At 72.7% G+C, this 23154-nt stretch carries 20 protein-coding genes and 1 pseudogene; 19 read left to right on the forward strand and 2 right to left on the reverse strand.

Annotation, left to right across the window (positions count from 1 at the left end; all coding sequences use genetic code 11):
- The 11 genes from SCAB_RS11075 to SCAB_RS11125 are packed head-to-tail and all read left to right on the forward strand — an operon-like array spanning position 1 to position 11564.
- The gene (locus tag SCAB_RS11075) at positions 1-1209 is read left to right on the forward strand and encodes a glycosyltransferase (protein WP_013000156.1); all 1209 of its coding nucleotides are present in this window, start codon (positions 1-3) and stop codon (positions 1207-1209) included.
- Positions 1206-2441, forward strand: a complete 1236-nt coding sequence (locus tag SCAB_RS11080; protein ID WP_013000157.1) for a class I SAM-dependent methyltransferase — start codon at positions 1206-1208, stop codon at positions 2439-2441. The genes SCAB_RS11075 and SCAB_RS11080 overlap by 4 nt, the downstream gene beginning before the upstream one ends.
- Complete coding sequence (locus tag SCAB_RS11085; RefSeq protein ID WP_013000158.1) at positions 2438-3232, forward strand: glycosyltransferase family protein; 795 nt, start codon at positions 2438-2440, stop codon at positions 3230-3232. The genes SCAB_RS11080 and SCAB_RS11085 overlap by 4 nt, the downstream gene beginning before the upstream one ends.
- Positions 3229-3876, forward strand: coding sequence for a PIG-L deacetylase family protein (locus tag SCAB_RS11090; protein WP_013000159.1), 648 nt, complete (start codon positions 3229-3231; stop codon positions 3874-3876). The genes SCAB_RS11085 and SCAB_RS11090 overlap by 4 nt, the downstream gene beginning before the upstream one ends.
- A 3-nt stretch (positions 3877-3879) precedes the next feature.
- On the forward strand, positions 3880-4905 hold the full coding sequence (locus tag SCAB_RS11095; RefSeq protein ID WP_013000160.1) for an NAD-dependent epimerase/dehydratase family protein: 1026 nt from the start codon (positions 3880-3882) through the stop codon (positions 4903-4905).
- Positions 4902-6173 carry a DUF4910 domain-containing protein gene (locus SCAB_RS11100; protein WP_013000161.1) on the forward strand — a complete coding sequence of 424 codons (1272 nt, stop codon included), beginning with the start codon at positions 4902-4904 and terminating at the stop codon, positions 6171-6173. The genes SCAB_RS11095 and SCAB_RS11100 overlap by 4 nt, the downstream gene beginning before the upstream one ends.
- Positions 6170-7468, forward strand: a complete 1299-nt coding sequence (locus SCAB_RS11105) for an MATE family efflux transporter (protein WP_013000162.1) — start codon at positions 6170-6172, stop codon at positions 7466-7468. Before SCAB_RS11100 ends, SCAB_RS11105 begins: the two co-directional genes overlap by 4 nt.
- Positions 7465-8412, forward strand: a complete 948-nt coding sequence (locus tag SCAB_RS11110) for a glycosyltransferase family 2 protein (RefSeq protein WP_013000163.1) — start codon at positions 7465-7467, stop codon at positions 8410-8412. Before SCAB_RS11105 ends, SCAB_RS11110 begins: the two co-directional genes overlap by 4 nt.
- Positions 8409-9671 (forward strand): polysaccharide pyruvyl transferase family protein, encoded by a 1263-nt coding sequence (locus SCAB_RS11115; RefSeq protein ID WP_041669061.1) that lies wholly within the window; start codon positions 8409-8411, stop codon positions 9669-9671. Before SCAB_RS11110 ends, SCAB_RS11115 begins: the two co-directional genes overlap by 4 nt.
- Positions 9668-10231: a dTDP-4-dehydrorhamnose 3,5-epimerase family protein gene (locus SCAB_RS11120; protein ID WP_013000165.1), complete on the forward strand. Its 564-nt coding sequence runs from the start codon at positions 9668-9670 to the stop codon at positions 10229-10231. Before SCAB_RS11115 ends, SCAB_RS11120 begins: the two co-directional genes overlap by 4 nt.
- Positions 10232-10238: 7 nt before the next feature.
- Positions 10239-11564, forward strand: a complete 1326-nt coding sequence (locus tag SCAB_RS11125) for a glutamate-1-semialdehyde 2,1-aminomutase (RefSeq protein ID WP_013000166.1) — start codon at positions 10239-10241, stop codon at positions 11562-11564.
- A gap of 187 nt (positions 11565-11751) precedes the next feature.
- Here the strand turns inward: SCAB_RS11125 and SCAB_RS11130 are convergent, their stop codons facing one another.
- Together SCAB_RS11130 and SCAB_RS11135 are read right to left on the reverse strand one after the other, a co-directional pair.
- Positions 11752-12450, reverse strand: coding sequence for a phosphatase PAP2 family protein (locus SCAB_RS11130; RefSeq protein ID WP_013000167.1), 699 nt, complete (start codon positions 12448-12450; stop codon positions 11752-11754).
- 236 nt (positions 12451-12686) lie between these two features.
- Positions 12687-13601 (reverse strand): LysR family transcriptional regulator, encoded by a 915-nt coding sequence (locus SCAB_RS11135; RefSeq protein ID WP_231884968.1) that lies wholly within the window; start codon positions 13599-13601, stop codon positions 12687-12689.
- Positions 13602-13803: 202 nt separating this feature from the next.
- Here SCAB_RS11135 and SCAB_RS11140 point away from each other — a divergent pair, with 202 nt between their 5' ends.
- The 8 genes and pseudogenes from SCAB_RS11140 to SCAB_RS11175 all read left to right on the forward strand — a co-directional run bounded on the left by SCAB_RS11140 (position 13804) and on the right by SCAB_RS11175 (position 23150).
- Positions 13804-15024: an FAD-dependent oxidoreductase gene (locus tag SCAB_RS11140; RefSeq protein WP_013000169.1), complete on the forward strand. Its 1221-nt coding sequence runs from the start codon at positions 13804-13806 to the stop codon at positions 15022-15024.
- Between the two features lie 43 nt (positions 15025-15067).
- On the forward strand, positions 15068-15961 hold the full coding sequence (locus tag SCAB_RS11145) for an alpha/beta hydrolase (RefSeq protein ID WP_013000170.1): 894 nt from the start codon (positions 15068-15070) through the stop codon (positions 15959-15961).
- Positions 15962-15999: 38 nt separating this feature from the next.
- Positions 16000-16938, forward strand: a complete 939-nt coding sequence (locus SCAB_RS11150) for an NAD(P)H-dependent oxidoreductase (protein WP_013000171.1) — start codon at positions 16000-16002, stop codon at positions 16936-16938.
- A 177-nt stretch (positions 16939-17115) separates the two neighbouring features.
- Positions 17116-18027, forward strand: a complete 912-nt coding sequence (locus SCAB_RS11155) for a TIGR01777 family oxidoreductase (protein ID WP_037724033.1) — start codon at positions 17116-17118, stop codon at positions 18025-18027.
- 266 nt (positions 18028-18293) lie between these two features.
- Positions 18294-19391, forward strand: a complete 1098-nt coding sequence (locus SCAB_RS11160) for an alpha/beta hydrolase (RefSeq protein ID WP_013000173.1) — start codon at positions 18294-18296, stop codon at positions 19389-19391.
- A pseudogene (locus SCAB_RS11165) lies at positions 19388-21162 on the forward strand (FAD-dependent oxidoreductase). The gene SCAB_RS11160 and the pseudogene SCAB_RS11165 overlap by 4 nt, the downstream one beginning before the upstream one ends.
- 6 nt (positions 21163-21168) lie before the next feature.
- Complete coding sequence (locus SCAB_RS11170) at positions 21169-22074, forward strand: intradiol ring-cleavage dioxygenase (protein WP_013000176.1); 906 nt, start codon at positions 21169-21171, stop codon at positions 22072-22074.
- Between the two features lie 38 nt (positions 22075-22112).
- Positions 22113-23150 carry a maleylacetate reductase gene (locus SCAB_RS11175; RefSeq protein WP_049875858.1) on the forward strand — a complete coding sequence of 346 codons (1038 nt, stop codon included), beginning with the start codon at positions 22113-22115 and terminating at the stop codon, positions 23148-23150.
- Positions 23151-23154: the final 4 nt, after the last annotated feature.

Consider the following 23154-nt stretch of genomic DNA (forward strand, 5'->3'; position numbering starts at 1 on the left):
ATGCACGTGCTCGTGGTGCACAACCGCTACGCCTCGGCGCAGCCGAGCGGCGAGAACAAGGTCGTCGACCAGGAGGTGGAGCTGCTGCGCGCGGCCGGCCACCGGGTCGAGCTGTTCGAGCGGCGCAGCGACGAGATCGCCGCCCGGTCCCTGCCGGGCAAGGCCGCGATCCCGCTGCTGGTGCCGTGGAACCCGGCGGTCCGCAGGGAACTCGCCGCGAAGCTGCGCGCCGGGCGGCCGGACGTGGTGCACGTCCACAACGTCTTCCCGCTGCTGTCGCCGGCGGTCCTGGCCGCCTGCGCGGACGCCGGAGTGCCCGCCGTCGCGACGCTGCACAACTACACCCAGGTGTGTCCGCCCGGCACGCTGCAGCGCGACGGCCGGCCCTGCGCCGAGTGCGTCGGGTCCACGCCGCTGCCCGCCGTCCGGCACGGCTGCTACCGGAACTCCCGGCTGGCGACGGTGCCGCTCGCGGTCAGTCTCTCGGTGAACCGGCGGCGGTGGTGGTCCGGTGTGGAGCGGTTCTTCTGCATCTCGGCGGCGCAGCGCGACGTCCTGGTGCGCTCCGGCATGCCGGCCGAACGGCTGGCGGTGAAGCACAACTTCGTGCCCGACCCGGGCCCGCGCCGGGAGGGTGACGGCGAGCACCTGCTGTACCTGGGCCGGCTGGCGGAGGCCAAGGGGATACGGCTGCTGATGGCCGCCTGGGACGAGCTGGCCGCCGACGGCGGGGTGGGCGTACCGCTCGTGATCGCCGGGGCGGGGCCGCTCGAGCGGGAGGTGACCGCCTGGGCGGCGGGCCGCGACGACGTGCGGTACGCCGGCCTGTACGACACGGCGCAGGTCCGCGAGGCCGTCGCGCGGTCGGTCGCCGTGGTGGCTCCCTCGACGTGGCTGGAGGCGTTCGGCCTGGTGGTCGTGGAGGCGATGGCGGCCGGGGTCCCGGCCGTCGCCGCCGGTCACGGCGCCTTCGTCGAACTCGTCGAGGACGGGGTGACCGGGCTGCTGCACCGGCCGGGCGACTCCGCCTCGCTCGCGTCGTGCCTGCGCGGGATCACGGCCGAACCGGCCCTGGGCCGGGAGATGGGCCGGGCGGCCCGGGGCCGTTACGAGCGGGACTTCAGCCCGGAGGTCGGGCTGGAGCACCTGGTGGAGGGGTACCGCGCCGCGATCGCGGGGCGGACGGAATCATTGGGGGGCAGTAGATGAACGGATGCCGACTCTGCGGTTCGACGGCGCTGGAGAGCGTCGTCGACCTGGGAGCGACGCCACCGTGCGAGAGCTTTCTCGCCGCGGACCGACTGGACCTGCCGGAGCCGGCGTACCCGCTGCACCTTCGGGTCTGCACGGACTGCTGGCTGGCGCAGATCCCTCCGCTGATCACACCGGAGGACACCTTCGAGGAGTACGCCTACTTCTCCTCCTTCTCGACCTCCTGGGTGGAGCACGCGCGCACGTTCGTCGGCGAGGCCGTGGAGCGGGCGGGCCTCGGCCCCGACGCCTTCGTGGTCGAGGTGGCGAGCAACGACGGTTACCTGCTGCGCCATGTGGTGGACCGGGGGATCCGCTGCCTGGGTGTCGAGCCGTCGGTGAACGTCGGGGCGGCGGCGCGGGAGGCGGGGGTGCCCACGCTCACGGCGTTCCTGTCCCCGGAGACCGGCTCGGCCGTCCGCGCCGAGCACGGGCCGGCGGACCTGGTCGTGGCCAACAACGTGTACGCGCACATCCCCGACGTGGTCGGGTTCACGCGCGGGCTGCGCGCGCTGGTCGCCGACGACGGCTGGGTCTCGATCGAGGTGCAGCACCTGCTGACCCTGATCGAGGAGAACCAGTACGACACGATCTACCACGAGCACTTCCAGTACTACACCGTCGCCTCCGCGATCCGGGCCCTCGCGAGCGGCGGACTGACGCTCGTGGACGTCGAACTGCTGCCCACCCATGGCGGGTCGATCCGGCTGTGGGCCCGCCCGGCCGAGGTGGCCGGCGAGCCCACCGCGCGGGTGGCCGACGTGCTGACGCGGGAGAAGGCCGCCGGGCTCCAGGAGCTGTCCGGGTACACCGAGTTCTCCGCCCGGGTGGCCAAGGTCCGCAGGGACCTGCTGCGGTTCCTGATCGACGCGGCCGAGCGCGGCGAGACGGTCGTCGGCTACGGCGCCCCGGGCAAGGGCAACACCCTGCTCAACCACTGCGGCATCCGGCCGGATCTGCTGGCGTACACCGTGGACCGCAACCCCTACAAGCACGGCAGGTTCACCCCGGGCACCCGCGTCCCGATCCTGCCGCCCGAGCGGATCGCCGCCGACAGGCCCGACTACGTGCTCGTCCTGCCGTGGAACCTGCGGGCCGAGCTGGTGGAGCAGCTGGCGTACGTGCACGCGTGGGGCGGCCGGCTGGTCTTCCCGATACCGGAACTGAGCATTGTCGAGGTCACGGCATGAAGGTCGTCCTGTTCTGCGGCGGTTACGGCATGCGGATGCGCAACGGAACCTCCGACGACGTGCCCAAGCCGATGGCGATGGTCGGCCCGCGCCCGCTGATCTGGCACGTCATGCGCTACTACGCGCACTTCGGGCACAAGGAGTTCATCCTCTGCCTCGGGTACGGCGCCCACCACATCAAGAACTTCTTCCTCACCTACGAGGAGACGACGTCCAACGACTTCGTGCTGCGCGGCGGCCGCACCGAGCTGCTGTCCACCGACATCGCCGACTGGACGATCACCTTCGCGCAGACCGGCGTCGAGTCGCCGATCGGGGAACGGCTGCGCCGGGTGCGGCACCACCTGGACGGCGACGAGATGTTCCTCGCCAACTACGCGGACGTGCTCACCGACGCCCCGCTGCCGGAGATGATCGACTCCTTCGCCCGGCGTGACGCCGGCGCGTCGATGATGGTGGTGCCGCCGCAGTCCTCGTTCCACTGCGTGGACCTCGGCGAGGACGGCCTGGTGGGGGGCATCACCGCGGTGAGCGACATGCCGCTGTGGGAGAACGGCGGCTATTTCGTGCTCCGCCAGGAGGTCTTCGACCACATCCCGGAGGGCGGTGACCTGGTCGCCGACGGCTGCGCGCGGCTGGCCAAGGAGGGCCGGCTGGTGGCGCACCAGCACCGCGGCTTCTGGAAACCGACCGACACCGTCAAGGAGCGGGCCGCGCTCGACGAGGCGTACGCCCGGGGCGACCGCCCGTGGGCCGTGTGGGAACGCGACGTCACCGGAGTGGGCGCGTGATCCGGCTCGGCGCCGGCCGCCCCGACCGGATCGTCGCGGTGGGCGCGCACTGCGACGACATCGCCATCGGCGCCGGCGGCACGCTGCTGACGCTGTGCCGGGCACGGCCGGGTCTGCGCGTCGACGCGCTGGTGCTGACCGGCGGCGGAACCGACCGGGAGCAGGAGGAGCGGGCCGCGCTCGCCGCCTTCTGCCCGGGCGCCGACCTGCGGCTGACCGTGGGCAAGCTGCCGGACGGCTGGCTGCCCGCGCACTGGGAGGAGGCCAAGTCCGCGGTCGAGGAGCTGCGGGCGGCGACGGAGCCGGACCTCGTGCTGGCCCCGCGCGCCGACGACGCCCACCAGGACCACCGCGGCCTGGCACGGCTGATCCCCACCGCGTTCCGCGACCACCTGGTGCTCGGCTACGAGATCGTCAAGTGGGACGGCGACCTCGGCCGCATGGCGGCCTACCAGCCGCTGGCCGCGGAGAGGGCCGAACAGAAGGTGCGGCTGCTGCAGGAGCACTACCCCTCGCAGCGCCACCGGCCCTGGTACGACCGGGAGGCCTTCCTCGGTCTCGCCCGGATCCGCGGCATCGAATGCCACGAGCGCTACGCCGAGGCGTTCGCGGTCACCAAACTCACGCTCAACCTGGGGGGTTGAACCATGCGCGTACTCCTGACCGGACACCAGGGCTACCTGGGCACCGTGATGGCCCCGGTCCTCGCCGAGGCCGGGCACGAGGTCGTCGGCCTGGACGCGGGGCTGTTCGCCGACTGCGTGCTGGGCCCGACGCCCGCCGACCCGCAGGGGCACCGGGTGGACCTGCGGGACCTCACGGCCGAGCACGTGGCCGGGGTGGACGCCGTGATCCACCTGGCGGCCCTGTCCAACGACCCGCTGGGCTCGCTGGCGCCGCAGCTCACCTACGACATCAACCACCACGCGTCCGTGCGGCTGGCCCGGCTGGCCCGCGACGCCGGCGTGGGGCGCTTCCTGTACGCGTCGACCTGCTCGGTGTACGGCGCCGCCGGCGGTGACGAACTCGTGGCCGAGGACGCCCCGCTGCGCCCGGTGACGCCGTACGCGGAGTCGAAGGTGCGGGTGGAGGACGACCTGCACGCGCTGGCCGACGGCGACTTCAGCCCGGTGTACATGCGCAACGCCACCGCGTTCGGCTTCTCGCCCCGGCTGCGCGCCGACATCGTGCTGAACAACCTGGTGGGTCACGCGCTGCTGACCGGCGAGGTGCTGGTGCTCTCCGACGGCACCCCCTGGCGCCCCCTGGTGCACGCGGCCGACATCGCGCGGGCCTTCACGGCCGCGCTGGAGGCGCCGCGCGAGGCGGTGCACGACCGGGCGTTCAACATCGGCACCGAGTCCAACAACGTGACGGTCGCCGAGATCGCCGAGCAGGTCGCCGAGGCGGTGTCCGGCGCGAAGGTGGTGATCACCGGCGAGAACGGCGCCGATCCGCGGTCCTACCGGGTGGACTTCTCCCGTCTCCGGGCGGCGATCCCGGGCTTCGACTGCGAGTGGTCGGTGAAGCGGGGCGCGCTCGAACTCGCCGATGCCTACCGGAAGTTCGGGCTCACCCAGGAGGCCTTCGAGCAGCGCTTCACCCGGCTGGCCGTGCTGCGCGCGGCGTCCGGGGCCGGCACCGTCGACGACACCCTGCGGCGGCGCGGATGACCGTCGGCGAGGAGATGCACGCCCTGGTGGAGCGGCTGTACCCGCTGTGCCGGAGCATCACCGGCGACGGGGTGCGCGCCACCCTGGACATCGTCGGCGAGTACATCCCGCTCCAGGTGCACGAGGTACCGACCGGGACCCAGGTGCTCGACTGGACGGTGCCGCAGGAGTGGAACATCCGGGACGCCTACATCGCCGACGCCGACGGCAACCGGGTCGTCGACTTCCGCGCGTCCAGCCTGCACGTGCTCGGCTACAGCGTGCCGGTGTCCGCGACCCTGCCGCTGGCCGAGCTGCGCGAACACCTGTACACACTGCCGGAGCACCCGTCCTGGGTGCCGTACCGCACCAGCTACTACCAGCCGCAGTGGGGCTTCTGCCTCGCCCAGGACACCCTGGACGCGCTGCCGGACGGTGATTACGAGGTGCGGGTCGACTCCACGCTCGCCGACGGCCACCTCACCTACGCCGAGCACGTGGTCCCCGGTCAGGTCGCCGACGAGGTGATCGTCTCCTGCCACGTCTGCCACCCGTCGCTGGCCAACGACAACCTGGCCGGCGTCGCGGTGGCGACCTTCCTGGCCCGCGCGCTGGCGGAGCGGTCTCCGTACTACACCTACCGGTTCGTCTTCGCGCCCGGCACCATCGGGGCGATCACCTGGCTGGCCCGCAACGCCGACCGGATCGAGCGGGTCAAGCACGGCCTGGTGCTGGCCTGCGCCGGCGACCGGGGCGAGGTGACGTACAAGCAGAGCAGGCGCGGCGACGCGGAGATCGACCGGGTGATGCGGCACGTGCTGAACGCCTCCGGACGCCCGCACCGCGTCACCGAGTTCACCCCGTACGGCTACGACGAGCGCCAGTACTGCTCACCGGGGTTCGACCTCGGTGTCGGCTCGCTCAGCCGGACCCCGTACGCGGGCTACCCGGAGTACCACACCTCGGCGGACAATCCGGACTTCGTCACCCCGGAGGCGATGACGGACACCCTGGACCTGTGCCGCGAGGCGTTCGCCGTGCTCGACGGCAACCGGCGGTACGTCAACCTCAGCCCGTACGGCGAACCGCAGCTGGGCCGCCGTGGCCTCTACGACTCGCTCGGCGGCCGCAGCGACGCCAAGGAGGCCCAGATGGCCATGCTCTGGGTGCTCAGCCTCTCCGACGGCGAGCACGGCCTGCTGGACGTCGCCGAGCGGTCCGGGCTGCCCTTCGACACCGTCGCCGCCGCGGCCGGCGCCCTGCACGGTGCCGGACTGATCAAGGCATGACGCACATGACCACCGAGGAGGAGAAGGCGAGGGCACGGGCACGGCCCGCCCGGCGGGCCCTGCTCGGCCGGCTGTCCTGGGGGCTGGCCGACCAGGCGGCCTCCAGCATGACCAACTTCGCGGTGGGGATCTACGTCGCCCGCTCGCTCGGGCTCACCGCGTTCGGCGCGTTCAGCCTGGCCTGGGTGACCTACGGCGTGGTGCTCAGCGTCTCCCGGGGACTGGCCACCGACCCGCTCGTGGTGCGCTTCAGCGGTGTGCCGGACGCCGCCTGGCGGGGGGCGGTGGCCCGCTCGTCGGGCACCGCGCTCGGCGTCGGCGGCATCATCGGCGCGGCCTGTCTGGTGGTCGGACCGACCGTCGGCGGTCATGTGGGGGCCGCCTTCGCCTGCCTCGGCGTGATGCTGCCGGGGCTGCTGCTGCAGGACGCGTGGCGGTACTCGTTCTTCGCCGCCGGCACCGGCCGGAAGGCGTTCGTCAACGACCTGGTGTGGGGCGTCGCGCTCGTCCCGGCCATGGTCGTGGCGGCCCGCGTGGGCACGGTCGCCGCGTTCGTCCTCGCCTGGGGCGCGTCCGCCACGGTCGCCGCGGTGTACGGCTGCTTCCAGTCCGGCATCCGCCCCCACCCGGCCGGAGCGCGCGCCTGGCTCCGCGACCACCGCGACCTCGGCTCCCGCTACCTGGTCGAGAACACCTCCCTCAGCGGCGCGGCCCAGCTGCGGGCGTACGGACTCGGCGCGATCGTCGGGGTCGGCGCGGTGGGGGTGGTCCGGGGCGCCGAGCTGCTGCTCGGCCCGTTCCTCGCCGTGCTGATGGGGCTGTCGCTGGTCACCGTGGCGGAGGCGGCACGGGTGCTGCGACGGGCCCCGCACCGGCTCGGCCGGTTCTGCCTGCTGCTCGGCGGCGCGCAGGCCGTCGCCGCGCTGCTCTGGGGCGCGGCGCTGCTGCTGGTGCCGGACCACTACGGCGAACTCGTGCTCGGCGGCGTCTGGCAGGCCGCCTCGCAGCTGATCGTGCCCGCCACGCTCGGCGTCGCGGGCGCCGGCCTCGGCACCGGTGCGGCGGCCGGGCTGCGCGCGCTCGGCGCGGCCCGGCGCAGTCTGCGCTGCCAGCTGTTCGCCTCCGCCTGCTACGTCGGCGGCGGACTCGGCGGGGCGGCCGCGGCCGGCACGGTCGGCTCGGCCTGGGGCGTCGCCGCCGCGACCCTCGCCGGCTCCGCCGTGTGGTGGCTGCAGCTGCGCCCCGCCCTGCGCGAGCACCACCAGGACTCCATCCGCGAAGTGAGGACGCCATGACCGACCGACCCCGGCTGAGCATCGGCCTGCCCGTCTACAACGGCGAGGAGTACCTCGCCGAGTCGTTCGACGCCCTGCTCGGCCAGACCTACGAGGACTTCGAGCTGGTGGTCTCCGACAACGCCTCGACGGACGGGACCGAGGACATCTGCCGCCGGTACGCGGCGAAGGACTCCCGCGTCCGCTACATCCGGCTGCCCCGCAACATCGGCGCCGCGCCCAACCACAACTACGTGTTCACCGAGTGCCGCGGCGAGCTGTTCAAGTGGGCGTCGCACGACGACCTGTACGCCCGTGACCTGCTGCTGCGCTGCGTCGAGGCCCTGGACGAGCGGCCGGACGTGGTCCTCGCGCACAGCGACCAGGCGGTCATCGACGAGGACGGCAAGGTGAAGGTCCCCTACGCGTACGGGCTCGCCACCGACTCGCCGCACGCGCCGGAGCGCTTCCGCAGCCTGCTGTTCGAGCCCGGCGGCGACGACTTCTACGGGGTGATGCGGGCCGACATGCTGCGCCGGGTGAAGCCGCACGACAGCTACCACCACGCGGACCGCACCTTCGTCGCCGAGATCACCCTGCACGGGCCCTTCCACCAGGTGCCCGAGCTGCTGTACTTCCGCCGCGACCACCCCACCCGCGCCGAGCGGGCGAACCCCTCCAAGCGCTCCCGGTGCGTCAACCTGGACCCGCGCCGGGCGGGCCCGCTGCACCCGACGCCCCGGCTGCTCGCCGAGTACGTCTGGGGCTTCGTCTCGGCGATCCGGCGGGCGCCGCTGTCCCCCGCCGACCGGCGCGCGTGCCACCGCCATCTGGCCGCGTGGATGACCAGCCGGGTCCGGCCGGGCGCGGGCGAACGGGTCGAGGACCGCGCCCCGGTCGACCCGGGCCGGTACGACGTCTCCGTGGACGCCGTCGTCGCCGGCCGCGAAGGCAGGCAACCATGACGTCCGCTGGTGAACTCCCGGTGCGCGTAGGAATGTTCGGGCTGCTCGGCTCCGGCAACCTCGGCAACGACGGGTCGCTGGAGGCCGTCCTCGGTCTGCTCCGCGCCGCGCACCCGGAGGCGGCCGTGGACGCGCTGTGCGGCGGACCCGAGGCCGTCACGGCCCGGTACGGCATCCCCGCGACACGGCTGCACTGGTACCGCGGGGAGTACCGGACCGCCTCCCGCGCCGGCGCGATCGCGGGCAAGGGCCTGGGCAAGCTCGTCGACGTCCTCCGCACCGCCGCCTGGGTACGCCGGCACGACGTGGTCATCGTGCCGGGCATGGGCGTCCTGGAGGCCACGCTGCCGCTGCGGCCGTGGGGTTTCCCGTACGCACTGTTCCTGCTCTGCGCGAGCGGCCGGCTGACCGGTACCCGGGTCGCGCTGGTCGGCGTCGGGGCCGGCCCGATCGGCAACCGGGCGACCCGGACCCTGGTGCGCTGGTCGGCGCGGCTGGCCGCCCACCGGTCGTACCGGGACGAGCTGTCCCGCGACGCGATGCGGGCGATGGGTGTGGACACCGCGCGCGACGCGGTCCACCCGGACCTGGCCTTCGCCCTGCCGGCACCGGAACCGAGCGCGCCCGGCGGCCCTCCGGGCCGGGTGTGCGTCGGTGTCATGGACTTCCACGGCGGCGACGACGACCGCGACCGGGCCGAGGAGATCCACCGCCGCTACCTCGACGGCACGACCCGTTTCGTCCGCGCGCTGGCCGAGGAGGGCAGGCCCGTCCGGCTGCTCACGGGCGACGCGTGCGACGCGCCGGTGGCCGCCGCGATCCTCGACGCGGTGGACTCGCCGCTGGTCACCGTCGCCGAGGCGGGTTCGCTGACCGACCTGATGAAGGAGACGGCGGCCGCCGACACCGTGGTGGCGACCCGCTACCACAACCTGGTCTGCGCGCTGCGGGCCGGCACCCCGACGCTCGCCCTCGCCTACGCGGCGAAGAGCGAGGCGCTGATGGCGCTGATGGGCCTGGACGCGTACTGCCACCCGGCCCGCGAGGTGGACGCCGACCGCCTGCTCGAACAGTTCCGGGAGCTGGAGAAGAACGCGGCGGACACCCGGCGGACCCTCGCCGAGCGGAACCGGGCCGTCACCCGGCAGCTCGACGAGCAGTTCACCGCTCTGGCGGCGGCCCTGTTCCCGGCGACCGGCCGCGCCCGCACCCCTTCCCCCTCCCCCCAGCCCACGCACCCCCGGCAGGAGACGCCATGAAAGCGACGGAAGTCCCGGAGATCTCCGGCGCGTACCTCTTCGAGCCGACCCCGTACGCCGACGAACGCGGCTTCTTCTGCCGCACCTTCGACGCCGACGTGGTCCGCTCGGTGGGCCTGGACCCGCACGCCTTCCTCCAGGACAGCCTGTCCCGCTCGGCGGGCGGCGTGGTGCGCGGCCTGCACCTGCGCTCCGGCGCGGGCGAGGCCAAGCTGGTGCGGTGCTCGTACGGGAGGATCTTCGACGTCGTCGTGGACCTGCGGCCGGGCTCGCCGACCTATCTCGCCCGGGCCTTCTTCGAGCTGTCCGGCGAGACACAGACGACCCTCTACATCCCGGCGGGCTGCGCACACGGCTTCCAGGCCCTGACCCCGACCGCCGACACCTCGTACCGGATCGACCGCCCGCACGACCCGTCCGAGGACGTGACGATCGCCTTCGACGACCCCGAACTCGCCGTCCCCTGGCCGCTGCCGGTCACGTCGGTGTCCGAGCGGGACCGGAAGGCGCCCGGCCTGGCCGAGGTCCTGAAGCACGTCCTGAAGCACAGGGAGAGCTGAAGCCGCCATGGAAACCGAAGAGTTCGCACTGCCCCGGTCCCGGGCGGCCAACGAGCACCTGCACGCCCTCGTCCCCGGCGGCGCGCACACCTATGCCAAGGGCGACGACCAGTACCCCGAGCACCTGGCCCCGGTCATCAGCCACGGCAACGGCGCCCATGTGTGGGACGTCGACGGCAACCGCTACATCGAGTACGGCTCCGGCCTGCGGTCGGTCAGCCTCGGGCACGCCCACCCGCGCGTGACCGAGGCGGTGCGGCGGGAACTCGACCGCGGCGGCAACTTCGTCCGGCCGTCCGTCGTGGAGGTCGAGGCCGCCGAACGCTTCCTGGCGACGGTGCCGACCGCCGAGATGGTGAAGTTCGCGAAGAACGGCTCCGACGCCACCACCGCCGCGGTACGCCTGGCCCGCGCCGCCACCGGGCGCTCGCGGGTGGCCCTCTGCGCCGACCATCCGTTCTTCTCCACGGACGACTGGTTCATCGGCACCACCCCGATGTCCGCCGGCATCCCGTCGGCCACCCACGACCTCACCGTGACGTTCCCCTACGGCGACCTGGCCGCGACCGAGGACCTGCTCACCCGGTACCCGGACGACATCGCCTGCCTGATCCTGGAACCCGCCACCCACACCGAACCGCCGCCCGGATACCTGGCCGGCCTGCGGGAGCTGGCCGACCGGCACGGCTGCGTCCTCGTCTTCGACGAGATGATCACCGGCTTCCGCTGGTCCGAGGCGGGCGCCCAGGGCCTGTACGGCGTCGTCCCCGACCTCTCCACCTTCGGCAAGGCGCTGGGCAACGGCTTCGCCGTCTCCGCGCTGGCCGGTCGCCGCGAGCTGATGGAGCTGGGCGGGCTGCGCCACTCCGGCGAGCGGGTGTTCCTGCTGTCCACCACGCACGGCGCGGAGACGCACTCCCTGGCCGCCGCCATGGCCGTGCAGAGCACGTACGTCGAGGAGGGCGTCACCGCACGGCTGCACGCCCTCGGCGAACGGCTGGCGGCCGGTGTCCGCGACGCCGCCGCCGCCATGGGCGTGGGCGACCACGTCGTCGTCCGGGGCCGGGCCAGCAACCTGGTCTTCGCCACCCTCGACGAGCACGGCCGCCCGTCGCAGGAGTACCGCACCCTGTTCCTGCGCCGGCTCCTCGCGGGCGGGGTGCTGGCCCCGTCCTTCGTGGTGAGCGCCGCGCTCGACGACTCGGACATCGAGCACACGGTCGACGTGGTGGCGGAGGCGTGCGCGGTGTACCGCAAGGCCCTGGACGCCGGCGACCCGACACCGTGGCTGGGCGGCCGGCCGGTGAAGCCGGTGTTCCGGCGCCGGGTGTGAGCTGACGACAGGCGACGCTGCCACGGACCGGCATCGGCCGTACGGCCGGCCGTCCGGTCTGGCGGCCGGGCCGTCGGCGTGGCGAACCGGGGTGTGCACGGTGGACCGGAAGCGCCGGACGGCGGGCGACCCCGCCTCCGGGCCGGTCGGCGAGCCGGTGCTCGACCGCCAGGTGGTCCGGGACGGGTCAGCGACGCCGTCGGCCGTCGGCCGCCCGGTCCACCAGCCACGCGGTCGCCGGTGTCAGCGCCAGCGCGGTGCACCAGCCGCCGAGCACGTCGGTCGGATAGTGCGCGCCCAGGGCGACCTGGGCCCAGCCCATGGCGGCACCGGCGACCAGCGCCACGGCGAGCACGAGGGACAGGCCCGCCGCCCTGCCGAGGCGGAACCGGCCGGCCGCGAGCAGCGCGACCACGAGGGCGAGCGCGGTGAGGAAGGCCGTGTGCCCGCTCGGGTACGAGAGGTTGCCGTCGCCGTGGATGGTGCGTCCGACCAGCGACTTGAGCAGCGTGCCCGCTCCCACGGTGACGCCGACCGAGGCGACGGCGAACACCGCGGCCCGCGGGCTCCGCAGCAGCAGGAGACAGCCCGCCACGACGGTCACGACCAGCGCCGCGGCCCCCACGGGCTCCCCCAGGAAGTCGACGGCCAGAGCGATGTGCCGCCACGGCGGCCCCACCCCGTCCACGACCGCCGAGATCCGCGCGTCCACCGCACCGGGCTCACTGTCACCGGCGAAGAGAACCGCGCCCACGGCGACTCCGAGCGCGGCGAGAACGGCCACCACCCCGAGCCATCCACGCAGCGACGGCGACAGCACGGCCGGCGCGGACGGCCCCCGGGGTCCGTCGGGCTCGACACCGACGTGGTCCTCGACTTCCGTCACCAGCGCCCCCCGTCGTGTCCCCTGGCGGCCACCCTAACCAACACGGGCCACCCGACACGGGGCACTCGGCGGCCCCGTCCGGAAACCGAGCGGGGACGACGCAGGAGGGCCACCCGCCCTCGCTCCGGCCGCGACGGGCGACCGGGACGCACGGGAGCACCTCCCTCCTCAGCCGGCAGACGGCGTCTCCCGCACATGGCCGGGGCCATGGGCCGCCGCCTCTGCCACCGGTTCCTTCACGGGCGCATCGAGGGGCCGCTCTCCACTGCCTGGCCGGCCTGAGCGGCGATGCGGCGCAGCCATATGTGGGCCGGTTCCCTCTCATGGAGGGGATGCCACCACAGGGACTCCACCAAGTGGCCGATCTCGAAGTCGGGCTGGACGACGGTGACCGGTTGTCCGGAGAGGGCGGGGATCGCGACCCGTTCGGGCATCAGGCCGATCCGGTCGGTCCCCGCGACCAGGTGGGGAATGGCCAGGAAGTTCTCCGTGACGATCTCCGCGTGCGGTTCGATGCCCTCGGCGTGCAGGCGGTTCAGCGGGGAGAAGACCGGCGACGGGTGACGGTAGGGCAACACCCAAGGACGTTCCGCCAGTTCCTCCCGCCCGAGAACGGCCGGGGCCCGGTCGGCGGACACCACGCACACCCAACGGTCCTTGTACAGGTCGAAGGTGGGGATGTTCGACAGGATGCCCTGGGGCAGGACGAGGGCGTCCACCGTGCGCAGGTTGTCCAGCGCCTGCTGCACGACCCGTTCGGTGCTGTGCTGGAACCGCAGCCGCACGTTCGGCGCGGCGGTGCGGACCAGGTCGGCCAGGGCCCGCCCGAACGTGGGCAGTTGGCAGTCGGCCATGATCACGGTGAATTCGTGCCGGGCCTGCGCGGAATCGAAGTCGGGGCGCGTCCGCAGGGCCCGGTCCGCCCAGCCCAGGGCCTGCTCGGTGTGTTCCACCAGTCGTTCCGCCAGGGGGGTCAGCTCGTAGCTGTTGCCCACCCTGACGAGGAGTTCGTCGCCGTAGTGCCGGCGCAGCCGGGCCAGGGCCGCGCTCAGCGAGGGCTGGCTCAGACCGAGCCGTTGTGCGGCCCGCGTCACACTGCGCTCCTGGAGGAGCGCGTCCAGCGGCACCAGCAGGTTGAGGTCCAGAGTCACGGCACCCACCTCGAATGATCATCAGCTCTGCCTATGACCAGCATAAGTGATTTCGGCTTCCCTGATCTCAGCGCGGACGCGAGAGTGGTGGCACGGCCCGCCGGGACCTCGTGTCAGACGGACCGTCACCACCCCAGACGCTCGCATTCTCGGGGCCCGCACCGATCGATGCGGGTGTTCCGAGCCCATCCAGGAGGCGACAATGCCGTCCTTCCACGTCCTGATCGCCGGCGGAGGCATCGGAGGGCTCTGTCTGGCGCAGGGTCTCCGCCGTGCGGGCATCGGCTGCACCGTCCACGAGAGCGCGCCGGGCGTCGGACGGGCCGGCTACCGCCTGCACATGAACGGCGCGGGTGGCCGCGCTCTCCAGCAGTGCCTGCCGGACAACCTCTTCGAGCTGTACATGCAGACGTCGCGCGAGACGCCGCGCCGTGAGGTCATGGTCATGCTCGACCACCAGGCCCGCGAACTCGGCGCCCGCCCCCACATCGGCCCGCCCAACGACCCGCGGCGGCCCCACACGGCGGTCAACAGGCGCACGCTGCGCCAGATCATGGGCCTGGGCCTGGAGGACATCGTCCGCTACGACAGCACCGTCACCGGCTTCGAGACGGACGGCGAGAAGGTCCGCGTGCTGCTCGACGACGGCACGAGCGAGACCGGGGACGTACTGGTGGGCGCCGACGGCATCAACTCCGTCGTGCGCAGGCAGTTGCTGCCCGACGTTCCGGTCGTGGACACCGGAATGCGCGGCCTGTACTCCATCGCACCGCTGACCGACGATCTGGCGGCGAGCCTGCCCGAGGCACTGTTCGACGGTTTCGCCGTCGCCGCGGAGCCGAACGGCACGATGTTCGCGTACGGCGTGTACCGGCCGCGCAGGCCGGTCGCCGAGGCGGTGGCCGAACTGGCGCCCGGCGCCCGCGTCGATCCCGTCGATCCCTACATCATGGTCAACCTCGGTCTTCCGCCCGGCAGCCCTGTCGCCGCCGGGGCTCCCGACCTGTGGCACAGCTCCCCCGAAACCCTGCACGCGCTGATGCGCACCGCGGTACGGGGCTGGGACCCCGCCCTGGCCGATCTCGTCGAGCACGTCGACGCGTCGACGATCTTCCCGGTGGCCACACGTCACCTGCAGCCGGCAGAGCCCTGGCCGGCCGGCCGTGTCACCTTGCTCGGTGACGCGATCCACGCCATGCCCCCCTCGTTCGGCTCCGGCGCCAACACGGCACTGCGCGACGCCGCGGCCCTCGCCCGGGCCCTGGAGCGCGCCGCCCACGGCGACACACCCGTGGCGGAGGCCGTGGCCGAGTACGAAACCGGCATGCGCGCCGAGGTCTTCCCCATCCTGCGCGCCTCGGCCGACCCGCGGGCCACCGACACCGACTTCCTCCCCGACGACCTCCCCGTCAGCCGCACCTGATCGCCGACTCCCCGCCACGAGCCGCACCACCACGAGGAGAACCATGCCCGTCACCGAAGACATCGAGTTCCGAGTCCAGGAACTGGCCCTGCGGGGCAAACTGTTCCGTCCGGCCGACGGCCCCGAACGGCCGCCCGTCGCCATCCTCCAGGGGGGCCTGGGCGGTCCCGCGGAATCCATGTTCGCCATGGCCCAGGGCTTCACCGACGCCGGTCTGGCCTGCCTGATCTACGACCACCGCAACACCGGCTACAGCGACGGCGAACCCCGTCAGCAGTTCGACCCCTGGCAGCAGTGCCGGGACCTGCGCGACGTCATCACCCATCTGTCCCTGCGCGTGGACGTCGACCCCGACCGCATCGCCCTGTGGGGCATCAGCATCGGCGGCGCCAACTCCCTCTTCACGGCCGCCACCGACCGCCGGGTCAAAGCCGTCGTCAGCGTCATCCCCCCGGTCAGCGGCTGGAGCGCACGCACCCTCCAACCGGCCGACACACTCGCGGAGCTGGAAGCTCTCATCCCCGCCGACCGTCAGGCCCAACTGCGCGGCGAGCCGGCCGCGACCATCCGCCTGCACGGCGTCCCGGCACCCGGGGACCCGGTCATGTTCAGCGACCAGGAGGGACTGGAATTCGTCGAGAACATGATCCACCACCTGCCCAGCTTCCGGAACGAGATCACCATCTCGACCCTCGACCGCATCTTCGAGATGGAGGCGCGCGCCTACGCCGAACGCATCACCGCCCCGGTCCTGATGATCCTCGCCTCCAAGGACACCGTCGCCCCCGTCGAGGAGGCCCGCGAGATGTACGAGCGGATCCCCGTCCCGAAGGAGGTCATCGAGTACCCGGGCCAGCACTACGAGATCCTCTCGAACCACTTCCCCGAGATCATCGCCCGCAGCGCCGACTGGCTGGCCGCCACCCTGCGCGGCTGACCGCCCCCGTCCCCCGACCGCACAGAGAGGTGTCGTCAATGCGTCTGCTCGGACTTGCCTGCGGGCAGGAGGACGGCAGTGCCGAGGTACTGCTGAAGGCCGCGCTCACCGCGGCCGCGCGCGAGGGAACAGCCGTCGAGATGGTACGGCTGACCGACCTGTCCCTGGTGACCGCCGCCACCGCGGACGCCGGGGACGACGCGGCCTGGTTCTGCGACCGGCTGCTCGACGCGGACGGCGTGATCGTCAGCTCCCCCACCTACAGTCGCAGCGCACCGGGCGCTCTGAAGCTCCTCATCGACCGCGCCTTCGGTCCGCGCACGGACGTGGTCTTCGTCCGTGAGGCCCTCGCCCTCCGCGAACACGGCCGGGCCGAGCAGAAGGAGACTCGCGGCCTCCTGGGCCTCGACACGGTCCCCGACCCGCGGGTCCTCAAGCCGCGCGTGGCCGGCTTCATCGCCGTGGGTGGCTGCCCGTCACCCCACTGGCGCACGCTGACGCTGCCCACTCTGCACGCCCTGGCCTTCCCCCTGAACATGGCCGTCGCCGACCAGATGGAAGTCCCCACCCCCGGCGGCCTGGGTGGCATAGCCACCGACCAGGCGGCTGTGCTGCGAGCCGAGCGGCTGGGCGGCGCGGTCGCCCGGCAGCTCGGTCTCCCCCACGACGAGGTCCGGTTCCTCGGGGAGCCCGGCACCTGTCCGATGTGCCACCTCGACCTGATCGTGCTGCGCGGCGGCCACGCCGAATGCGGCACCTGTGGGGCCGCGGGCCGTTTCGTCGTCGAGGACGGCGACGTCCGGGTCGACTTCTCCCCCGCCGGCACCGCTTCCTCCGTCCACACCCTCACGGAACTGGAGGAGCACTACCGGGAACTGCTGAGCACCGCCGCACTGGCGCCGGACCCCCAGGAGATCGACAAGCACGCCGCCGCATTCCGCGACAGCGTCCCCGTCCTGCGGCCACCGCGACCGTAGACGACCGTTCGCGGACTCTCCACCGACTCCGGCGCGCCCCGGCAGCAGGGGCCGGCGAGGAGGACGCCTACCCGGCGGCCCTGCCGTGGCATCGCCGCCGACCCCGAGAACCTCGAAGTCCGACAACCGTCCCAGGTGGCCGCAGGGCCACCTCCCCAGCCCGTCCGGGAGAACGCCATGCGCGTCGCGATCACCGGGTCCACCGGACTCATCGGATCCGCCCTCACCCACTCGCTCCTCACCGACGGCCACCAGGTCGTCCGCCTCGTCCGCGACCGGTCGGCGAGCCCCGCGGGAGACGGAACCGAGGCGGCGCATTGGGATCCGGTCGGAGGCCGCATCCAGCCCGGTGCGCTGGACACTGTGGACGCCGTCGTGCACCTGGCCGGCGCCGGGGTCGGAGACAAGCGCTGGAGCACCGCGTACAAGGAGGAGATTCGCCGCAGCCGCACCCTGGGAACCCGGACCATCGCGCGGGCCTGCACCGAATCGTCCACCCCACCCCGCGTCCTAGTCTCTGCTTCCGCGACCGGTTACTACGGCGACACCGGCGACCGGACCATCGAGGAGAGCGCGCCACCCGGGGACGACTTCCTGGCTGCCGTCTGCGTCGACTGGGAGGACGCCGCAGACACTGCCCGAGCGGCGGGCATCCGGGTGGTGCACCCCCGCACCGGCCTGGTGGTCTCCGCCGAAGGCGGCGCCTTCGGCAGGCTCTTCCCGCTCTTCCGCTTCGGCCTGGGCGGCCGGCTCGGCTCCGGCGACCAGTACTGGCCGTTCGTCTCGTTGACCGACCACATCGGGGCACTGCGCTTCGCGATCGACGACGAGACGCTCACAGGCCCCGTCAATTTCACAGCCCCCGAACCAGTGACGAACCGCGAGATCACGCGAGCGATGGGCCGCGCCCTTCATCGCCCGACGATCGCCTCCGTCCCCGCCTTCGCCCTCGGAGCGGCGCTCGGCGAGTTCGCCACGGGCATCACGGGCAGTTGCCGCGCCGTCCCCGCGGCCCTGCACAAGGCGGGCTTCACCTTCCGCCACCCCACGATCGAAGAGGCACTCCACTCCGTTCTCCGCACGAGCTGACAGGGAGGGGCGACCCGCGTCCTGGTTCCGGACGAGCGTCTCGATGCGCCGCTCGATCCGAGCGCGGCTCGTCCACCGGCTGGAGGCCGCGCTCTGCACCGACGCCCTGGTCACCCGCCACGCGCACCTTCCCGGTGAAGCAGCCGCCCTCGGGGACGCTGATGAGCGCCATGCATCACGGCGTCCCCAACCGGCATTGGACCGCCCTGGAACCGGTCACCAATAGTGCTGGGGATGGGCGCAGACGCCGTGACGGAGGTTCGCCGATGACCATCTCTCCACCACCCGGAACCGCCGAGCCGGCCCGTGCCGCCTCGCCGTTGACGATCAGCGAGCAAGGCGCGTTCTGGGTCGGCGTCGGGCGCAGGCCGACCGAGGCCGGGACCGCCGCCGAGGCCGCGATGTACGTCCAGTACCAGATCCCGGCCGATCTCCGGCATCCGCTGCCCGTGGTCATGGTCCACGGGGGCGGCGGCCAGGGCACGGACTACCTGTCGACGCCGGACGGCCGCCCCGGCTGGGCCACCCGGTTCGTCCAGGCCGGTTACGCCGTGTACGTGGTCGACCGTCCAGGTCACGGGCGCTCCCCGTACCACCCCGATGTCCTCGGGGCCATCGAGGGCGCGGCGCCGACGTACGAGTTCATCCGCTGGCTGTTCTGCGACGGGGCGGCACGACCCGGCAGCCAGTGGCCCGGCAGCGGCGAGGTCGGCGACGACTCCGCGCTGGACCAGTTGATGGCGAGCCAGGGCCCGACGCTGCCCACCTTCGCCGAGAACGAGGAGCAGATGCGGCGCTGCGGGGCCGAGTTGCTGGACCATATCGGACCGGCCGTGCTGATCACCCACTCCATGGGGGCGCCGTTCGGCTGGCTGGTCGCCGATGCCCGGCCCGGGCTGGTGAAGGCCGTTGTCTCCATCGAGCCGATGGGGCCCCCGTTCATCGAACTGCCCGGCCTCGGAAAGCTGGAGTGGGGGCTCACCGCGGCCCCGATCGCTTACGAGCCGCCGGTACGGACCCCGGAGGAACTGCGCCTCCGGCTGCGCGAGGCCGGGGGCGACGGGCTGCAGGACTGCCTCGTCCAGGACGAACAGGCCGGCCCCGTGCGGTCCCTGCCAGGGCTCCAGGGCTTCCCGATCGCCGTGGTCGCGGCCGGTACCTCGCCGTTCGCGCCGTTCCAGCACGGTGTCGCCGACTACCTCGCCCAGGCCGGTGCGGACGCCGAGTTGCTGCGCCTGGCCGACCTGGGACTCACGGGCAACGGTCGCCTGCCCATGGGCGAGAAGAACTCCGACGAGGTGGCCGAGGCACTGATGACCTGGCTGGACAAGCGACTGGTGACTGTGAAGGAAGCGTCCCGATGACAACCGTGCCGACCGCGCCGACCCTGCCGACCGTCGAGACCGATGTGCTCATCGTGGGAAGCGGGCCCGCGGGAGCGAGCGCCGCACTGGCGCTGAGCACCTATGGCGTGCCGAACGTCATGGTCACCCGCTCCTCACGCCTCGCGGACACGCCCCGGGCGCACATCACCAACCAGCGCACCATGGAAGTACTGCGTGACCTGGGTGTCGAAGAGGATGTGATCGCCCAGGCCACCCCGCAGCATCTGATGGGCAACACCGTCTTCTGCACCGCCCTCGCGGGCGAGGAGCTCGGCCGGCTCAGGTCCTGGGGCAACGAGCCGCTCGTGCAGGCCGCGCACGAGCTGGCGAGTCCCACCCGGATGTGCGACATGCCGCAGCACCTCATGGAGCCGGTGCTCGTGAACGCGGCCATAGCCCGCGGAAGCCAACTGCGGTTCGGCACCGAGTACCTGTCGCACGAGCAGGACTCCGACGGGTGACCGCCACGGTCCGCGACCGGCTGCGCGGCGACACGTACACCATCCGCGCCAAGTACCTGATCGGCGCGGACGGCGGCCGCAGCAAGGTGGCCGAGGACGCCGGGCTGCCGATGGGCGGCCAGATGGGCGTGGCCGGCAGCATCAACATCGTCTTCGACGCGGACCTCACCCAGTACGTGGCGCACCGACCCGCCACCCTCTACTGGGTGCTGGCGCCCGGCGCTACCGTGGGCGGCATCGGCGCCGGCCTGGTGCGCTGCGTACGGACGTGGAACGAGTGGCTGATCGTGTGGGGCTACGACGTCGATGCCGGGCCGCCGGACCTCACCGAGGAGTACGCCCTGTCCGTCGTCCGCAAGCTGATCGGCGACGACGAGATCCCGGTGACCATCAAGTCGTCCTCCGCGTGGACGGTCAACGAGATGTACGCCGAGACGTACTCCAGCGGCCGGGTGTTCTGCGCGGGCGACGCCTGCCACCGGCACCCACCGTCGAACGGGCTGGGCTCCAACACCTCCATCCAGGACGCCTACAACCTGGCGTGGAAGCTGAAGCTCGTCCTGGACGGCACCGCGTCCCCGTCCCTGCTGGACACCTACAGTGACGAGCGGGCGCCGGTCGGCAAGCAGGTCGTCACCCGGGCCAACCAGTCCATCGGTGAGACGGCACCCGTCTTCGATGCGCTCGGCGGCCTGGCGCCGCAGACCCCCGAGCAGCTGTGGCGGAACATCGCCGCCCGCAAGGACGCCACCGCGGAGGCCGGGGAGCAGCGGGCGCGGCTGCGGGAGGCGATCGCCTTCAAGGCGTACGAGTTCAACGCCCACGGCGTGGACCTCAACCAGCGCTACACCTCCGCCGCGGTCGTTCCGGACGGCACACCGGACCCCGGCTTCGAGCGCGACCCCGAGCTGCACTTCCAGCCGAGCACCCGCCCCGGCGCCAAGCTCCCGCACGCCTGGCTCTCCGCGGGCACCCGCAATCCGTCCACCCTGGACCTGGGCGGGAACGGCCGGTTCACCCTGATCACCGGCATCGGCGGCGAGCCCTGGACGGAGGCCGCCCGCATCCTCGGCAAGGAGTTCGGCCTGGAGATCGCCACGGCGGTCATCGGCCCCGGCCAGGAGTACGAGGACCCGTACGGGGACTGGGCCCGGCTGCGGGAGACCGGCGACTCGGGCGCGCTGCTGGTGCGGCCGGACAACCACGTGGCCTTCCGCCGCCAGGACGCCACCGGTGACGTCACGGCCGCACTGAGGGACGCACTGCGGCAGATCCTCGGGCGGGGCTGAGCGGCCATGGACCTCACCGCGAAGACAGCGAAGGCATCGAAGACCGCGAAGAGCGCGAAGACCGCGACCACGACGGCGGTGCTGGAAAGCTTCGCCCACACCTCCGATCCCCGACTGCGCGACGTGCTGGGCTCCCTGACGCGTCACCTGCACGATTTCGTACGGGACATCGAGCCGACCCAGGCCGAGTGGGAGCGGGCGATCGACTTCCTCACCGCAACCGGGCACATGTGCGACGACACCCGGCAGGAGTTCATCCTGCTGTCGGACGTCCTGGGTGTGTCGATGCTCGTCGAGACGATCAACGACCACAAGGCGGCCGCCGCGACCGACTCGACGGTGCTCGGCCCCTTCCACATGACCGAGTCCCCGGTCCGTGAACTCGGGGCGACCATCGACCTGGTCGGCGGCGGCGAGCCCTGTGTGATCAGCGGACGGGTCGTCTCCGTCGACGGCACCCCGCTGCCCGGTGCGACGCTGGACGTGTGGCAGGCCGACGACCAGGGCTTCTACGACGTCCAGCAGCCGGAGAAGCAGCCGCCGGGCAATGGGCGCGGGCTGTTCACGGCGGACGCGGAGGGGCGGTTCTGGTTCCGCTCGTGCGTTCCGAGCCCGTATCCGATTCCGACGGACGGGCCGGTCGGCTCGCTGCTAAAGGCGACCGGCCGTCACCCCTACCGTCCCGCCCATGTCCACTTCATCGTGGGCGCCGAGGGGTACAGCCCGGTGACGACGCACATCTTCGTGGCGGGCAGCGACTATCTGGACTCGGACGCCGTCTTCGCCGTGAAGGAGAGCCTGGTCGAGGAGTTCGTCGAGGTGGACTCCCCCGAGGAGGCCGCGAAGCTGGGCCTGGCCAACCCCTTCCGCCGGGCGCGCTTCGACATCGTGCTGCAACCGGTGATCGCGTGAGGGAGCGCGCCCTGGACTTCACCTATCAGGCCCAGCCGATGCGCGTCGTCTTCCGGTCGGGTGCCGTCCCGGACGCGGTGCCCGAGGAGGTCGCGCTTCTCGGACTGCGCCGCGTCCTCGTGCTGTGCGACGACCATGGCCTGGAGACGGCCCGTGCCGTCGTCGCGTCTCTCGGCGACGCCTGCGCCGGGCTGCACGCGGGGGCGGTGACGCACGTCCCGGTGGAGGTCGCCGACCTGGCCGTCGAAGCGGCTCGCGAAGCCCGGGCGGACGGCTGTGTGGCGGTCGGCGGCGGTTCCGTGACCGGCCTGGCCAAGGCCGTCGCGCTCAGGGCCGGCCTGCCGATCGTCGCCGTCCCGACGACGTACGCCGGATCGGAGATGACACCCGTCTGGGGCCTGACCGAGGGCGCGGTCAAACGCACCGGGCGCCACCCGAAGGCGTTGCCGCGCAGCGTCGTGTACGACCCGCTGCTCACGCTCACCATGCCGCCCGTGGGGTCCGCGACGAGCGGCATGAACGCGATCGCGCACGCCGTCGAGGCTCTGTACGCCCCGGACTCCACTCCGATCGTCTCCCTCATGGCGGAGGAGGGTGTGCGGGCGCTGGCCGCGGCCCTTCCCGAGATCGTCGCCGACCCCTCGGGGCATGACGCGCGCAGCCGCGCGCTGTACGGGGCGTGGCTGTGCGGTGCCTGTCTCGGCGCGACCACCATGGGGCTGCACCACAAGCTCTGCCATGTGCTCGGCGGCACCTTCGACCTGCCGCACGCCGAGACACACGCCGTCGTCCTGCCCCATGTGCTGGCGTTCAACGCCCCGGCGGTTCCCGAGGCACTGGCGGCGCTGCGCCGGGCGCTCGATGTCCCGGATCCGGTACGGGAGTTGCACCAACTGGGCGAGCGGCTGGGCATCCCGCGATCGCTCGCCGACCTGGGTCTGACCGCCGCCGACGTGGACCGTGCGGTCGGTGTCGCTCTCGGGGCGCCGTACGCGAATCCCCGCCCGGCCTCCGCCGACGATCTGCGCGCCGTCCTGCACGCAGCCTGGGCGGGCGACCCGCCGTACGGCGGCTGACCGC

The sequence above is a fragment of the Streptomyces scabiei 87.22 genome, assembly GCF_000091305.1.
Taxonomy (GTDB): Bacteria; Actinomycetota; Actinomycetes; order Streptomycetales; family Streptomycetaceae; genus Streptomyces; species Streptomyces scabiei.

What these genes read in the sequence shown, in the direction of transcription:
- SCAB_RS11105 (WP_013000162.1), top strand. Translation starts at nt 6,170, where the DNA reads ATGACGCACATGACCACCGAGGAGGAGAAGGCGAGGGCACGGGCACGG.
- SCAB_RS11085 (WP_013000158.1), top strand. Translation starts at nt 2,438, where the DNA reads ATGAAGGTCGTCCTGTTCTGCGGCGGTTACGGCATGCGGATGCGCAAC.
- SCAB_RS11170 (WP_013000176.1), top strand. Translation starts at nt 21,169, where the DNA reads ATGGACCTCACCGCGAAGACAGCGAAGGCATCGAAGACCGCGAAGAGC.
- SCAB_RS11100 (WP_013000161.1), top strand. Translation starts at nt 4,902, where the DNA reads ATGACCGTCGGCGAGGAGATGCACGCCCTGGTGGAGCGGCTGTACCCG.
- SCAB_RS11160 (WP_013000173.1), top strand. Translation starts at nt 18,294, where the DNA reads ATGACCATCTCTCCACCACCCGGAACCGCCGAGCCGGCCCGTGCCGCC.
- SCAB_RS11120 (WP_013000165.1), top strand. Translation starts at nt 9,668, where the DNA reads ATGAAAGCGACGGAAGTCCCGGAGATCTCCGGCGCGTACCTCTTCGAG.
- SCAB_RS11080 (WP_013000157.1), top strand. Translation starts at nt 1,206, where the DNA reads ATGAACGGATGCCGACTCTGCGGTTCGACGGCGCTGGAGAGCGTCGTC.
- SCAB_RS11125 (WP_013000166.1), top strand. Translation starts at nt 10,239, where the DNA reads ATGGAAACCGAAGAGTTCGCACTGCCCCGGTCCCGGGCGGCCAACGAG.
- SCAB_RS11075 (WP_013000156.1), top strand. Translation starts at nt 1, where the DNA reads ATGCACGTGCTCGTGGTGCACAACCGCTACGCCTCGGCGCAGCCGAGC.
- SCAB_RS11155 (WP_037724033.1), top strand. Translation starts at nt 17,116, where the DNA reads ATGCGCGTCGCGATCACCGGGTCCACCGGACTCATCGGATCCGCCCTC.
- SCAB_RS11095 (WP_013000160.1), top strand. Translation starts at nt 3,880, where the DNA reads ATGCGCGTACTCCTGACCGGACACCAGGGCTACCTGGGCACCGTGATG.
- SCAB_RS11110 (WP_013000163.1), top strand. Translation starts at nt 7,465, where the DNA reads ATGACCGACCGACCCCGGCTGAGCATCGGCCTGCCCGTCTACAACGGC.
- SCAB_RS11140 (WP_013000169.1), top strand. Translation starts at nt 13,804, where the DNA reads ATGCCGTCCTTCCACGTCCTGATCGCCGGCGGAGGCATCGGAGGGCTC.
- SCAB_RS11115 (WP_041669061.1), top strand. Translation starts at nt 8,409, where the DNA reads ATGACGTCCGCTGGTGAACTCCCGGTGCGCGTAGGAATGTTCGGGCTG.
- SCAB_RS11145 (WP_013000170.1), top strand. Translation starts at nt 15,068, where the DNA reads ATGCCCGTCACCGAAGACATCGAGTTCCGAGTCCAGGAACTGGCCCTG.
- SCAB_RS11150 (WP_013000171.1), top strand. Translation starts at nt 16,000, where the DNA reads ATGCGTCTGCTCGGACTTGCCTGCGGGCAGGAGGACGGCAGTGCCGAG.
- SCAB_RS11175 (WP_049875858.1), top strand. Translation starts at nt 22,113, where the DNA reads ATGCGCGTCGTCTTCCGGTCGGGTGCCGTCCCGGACGCGGTGCCCGAG.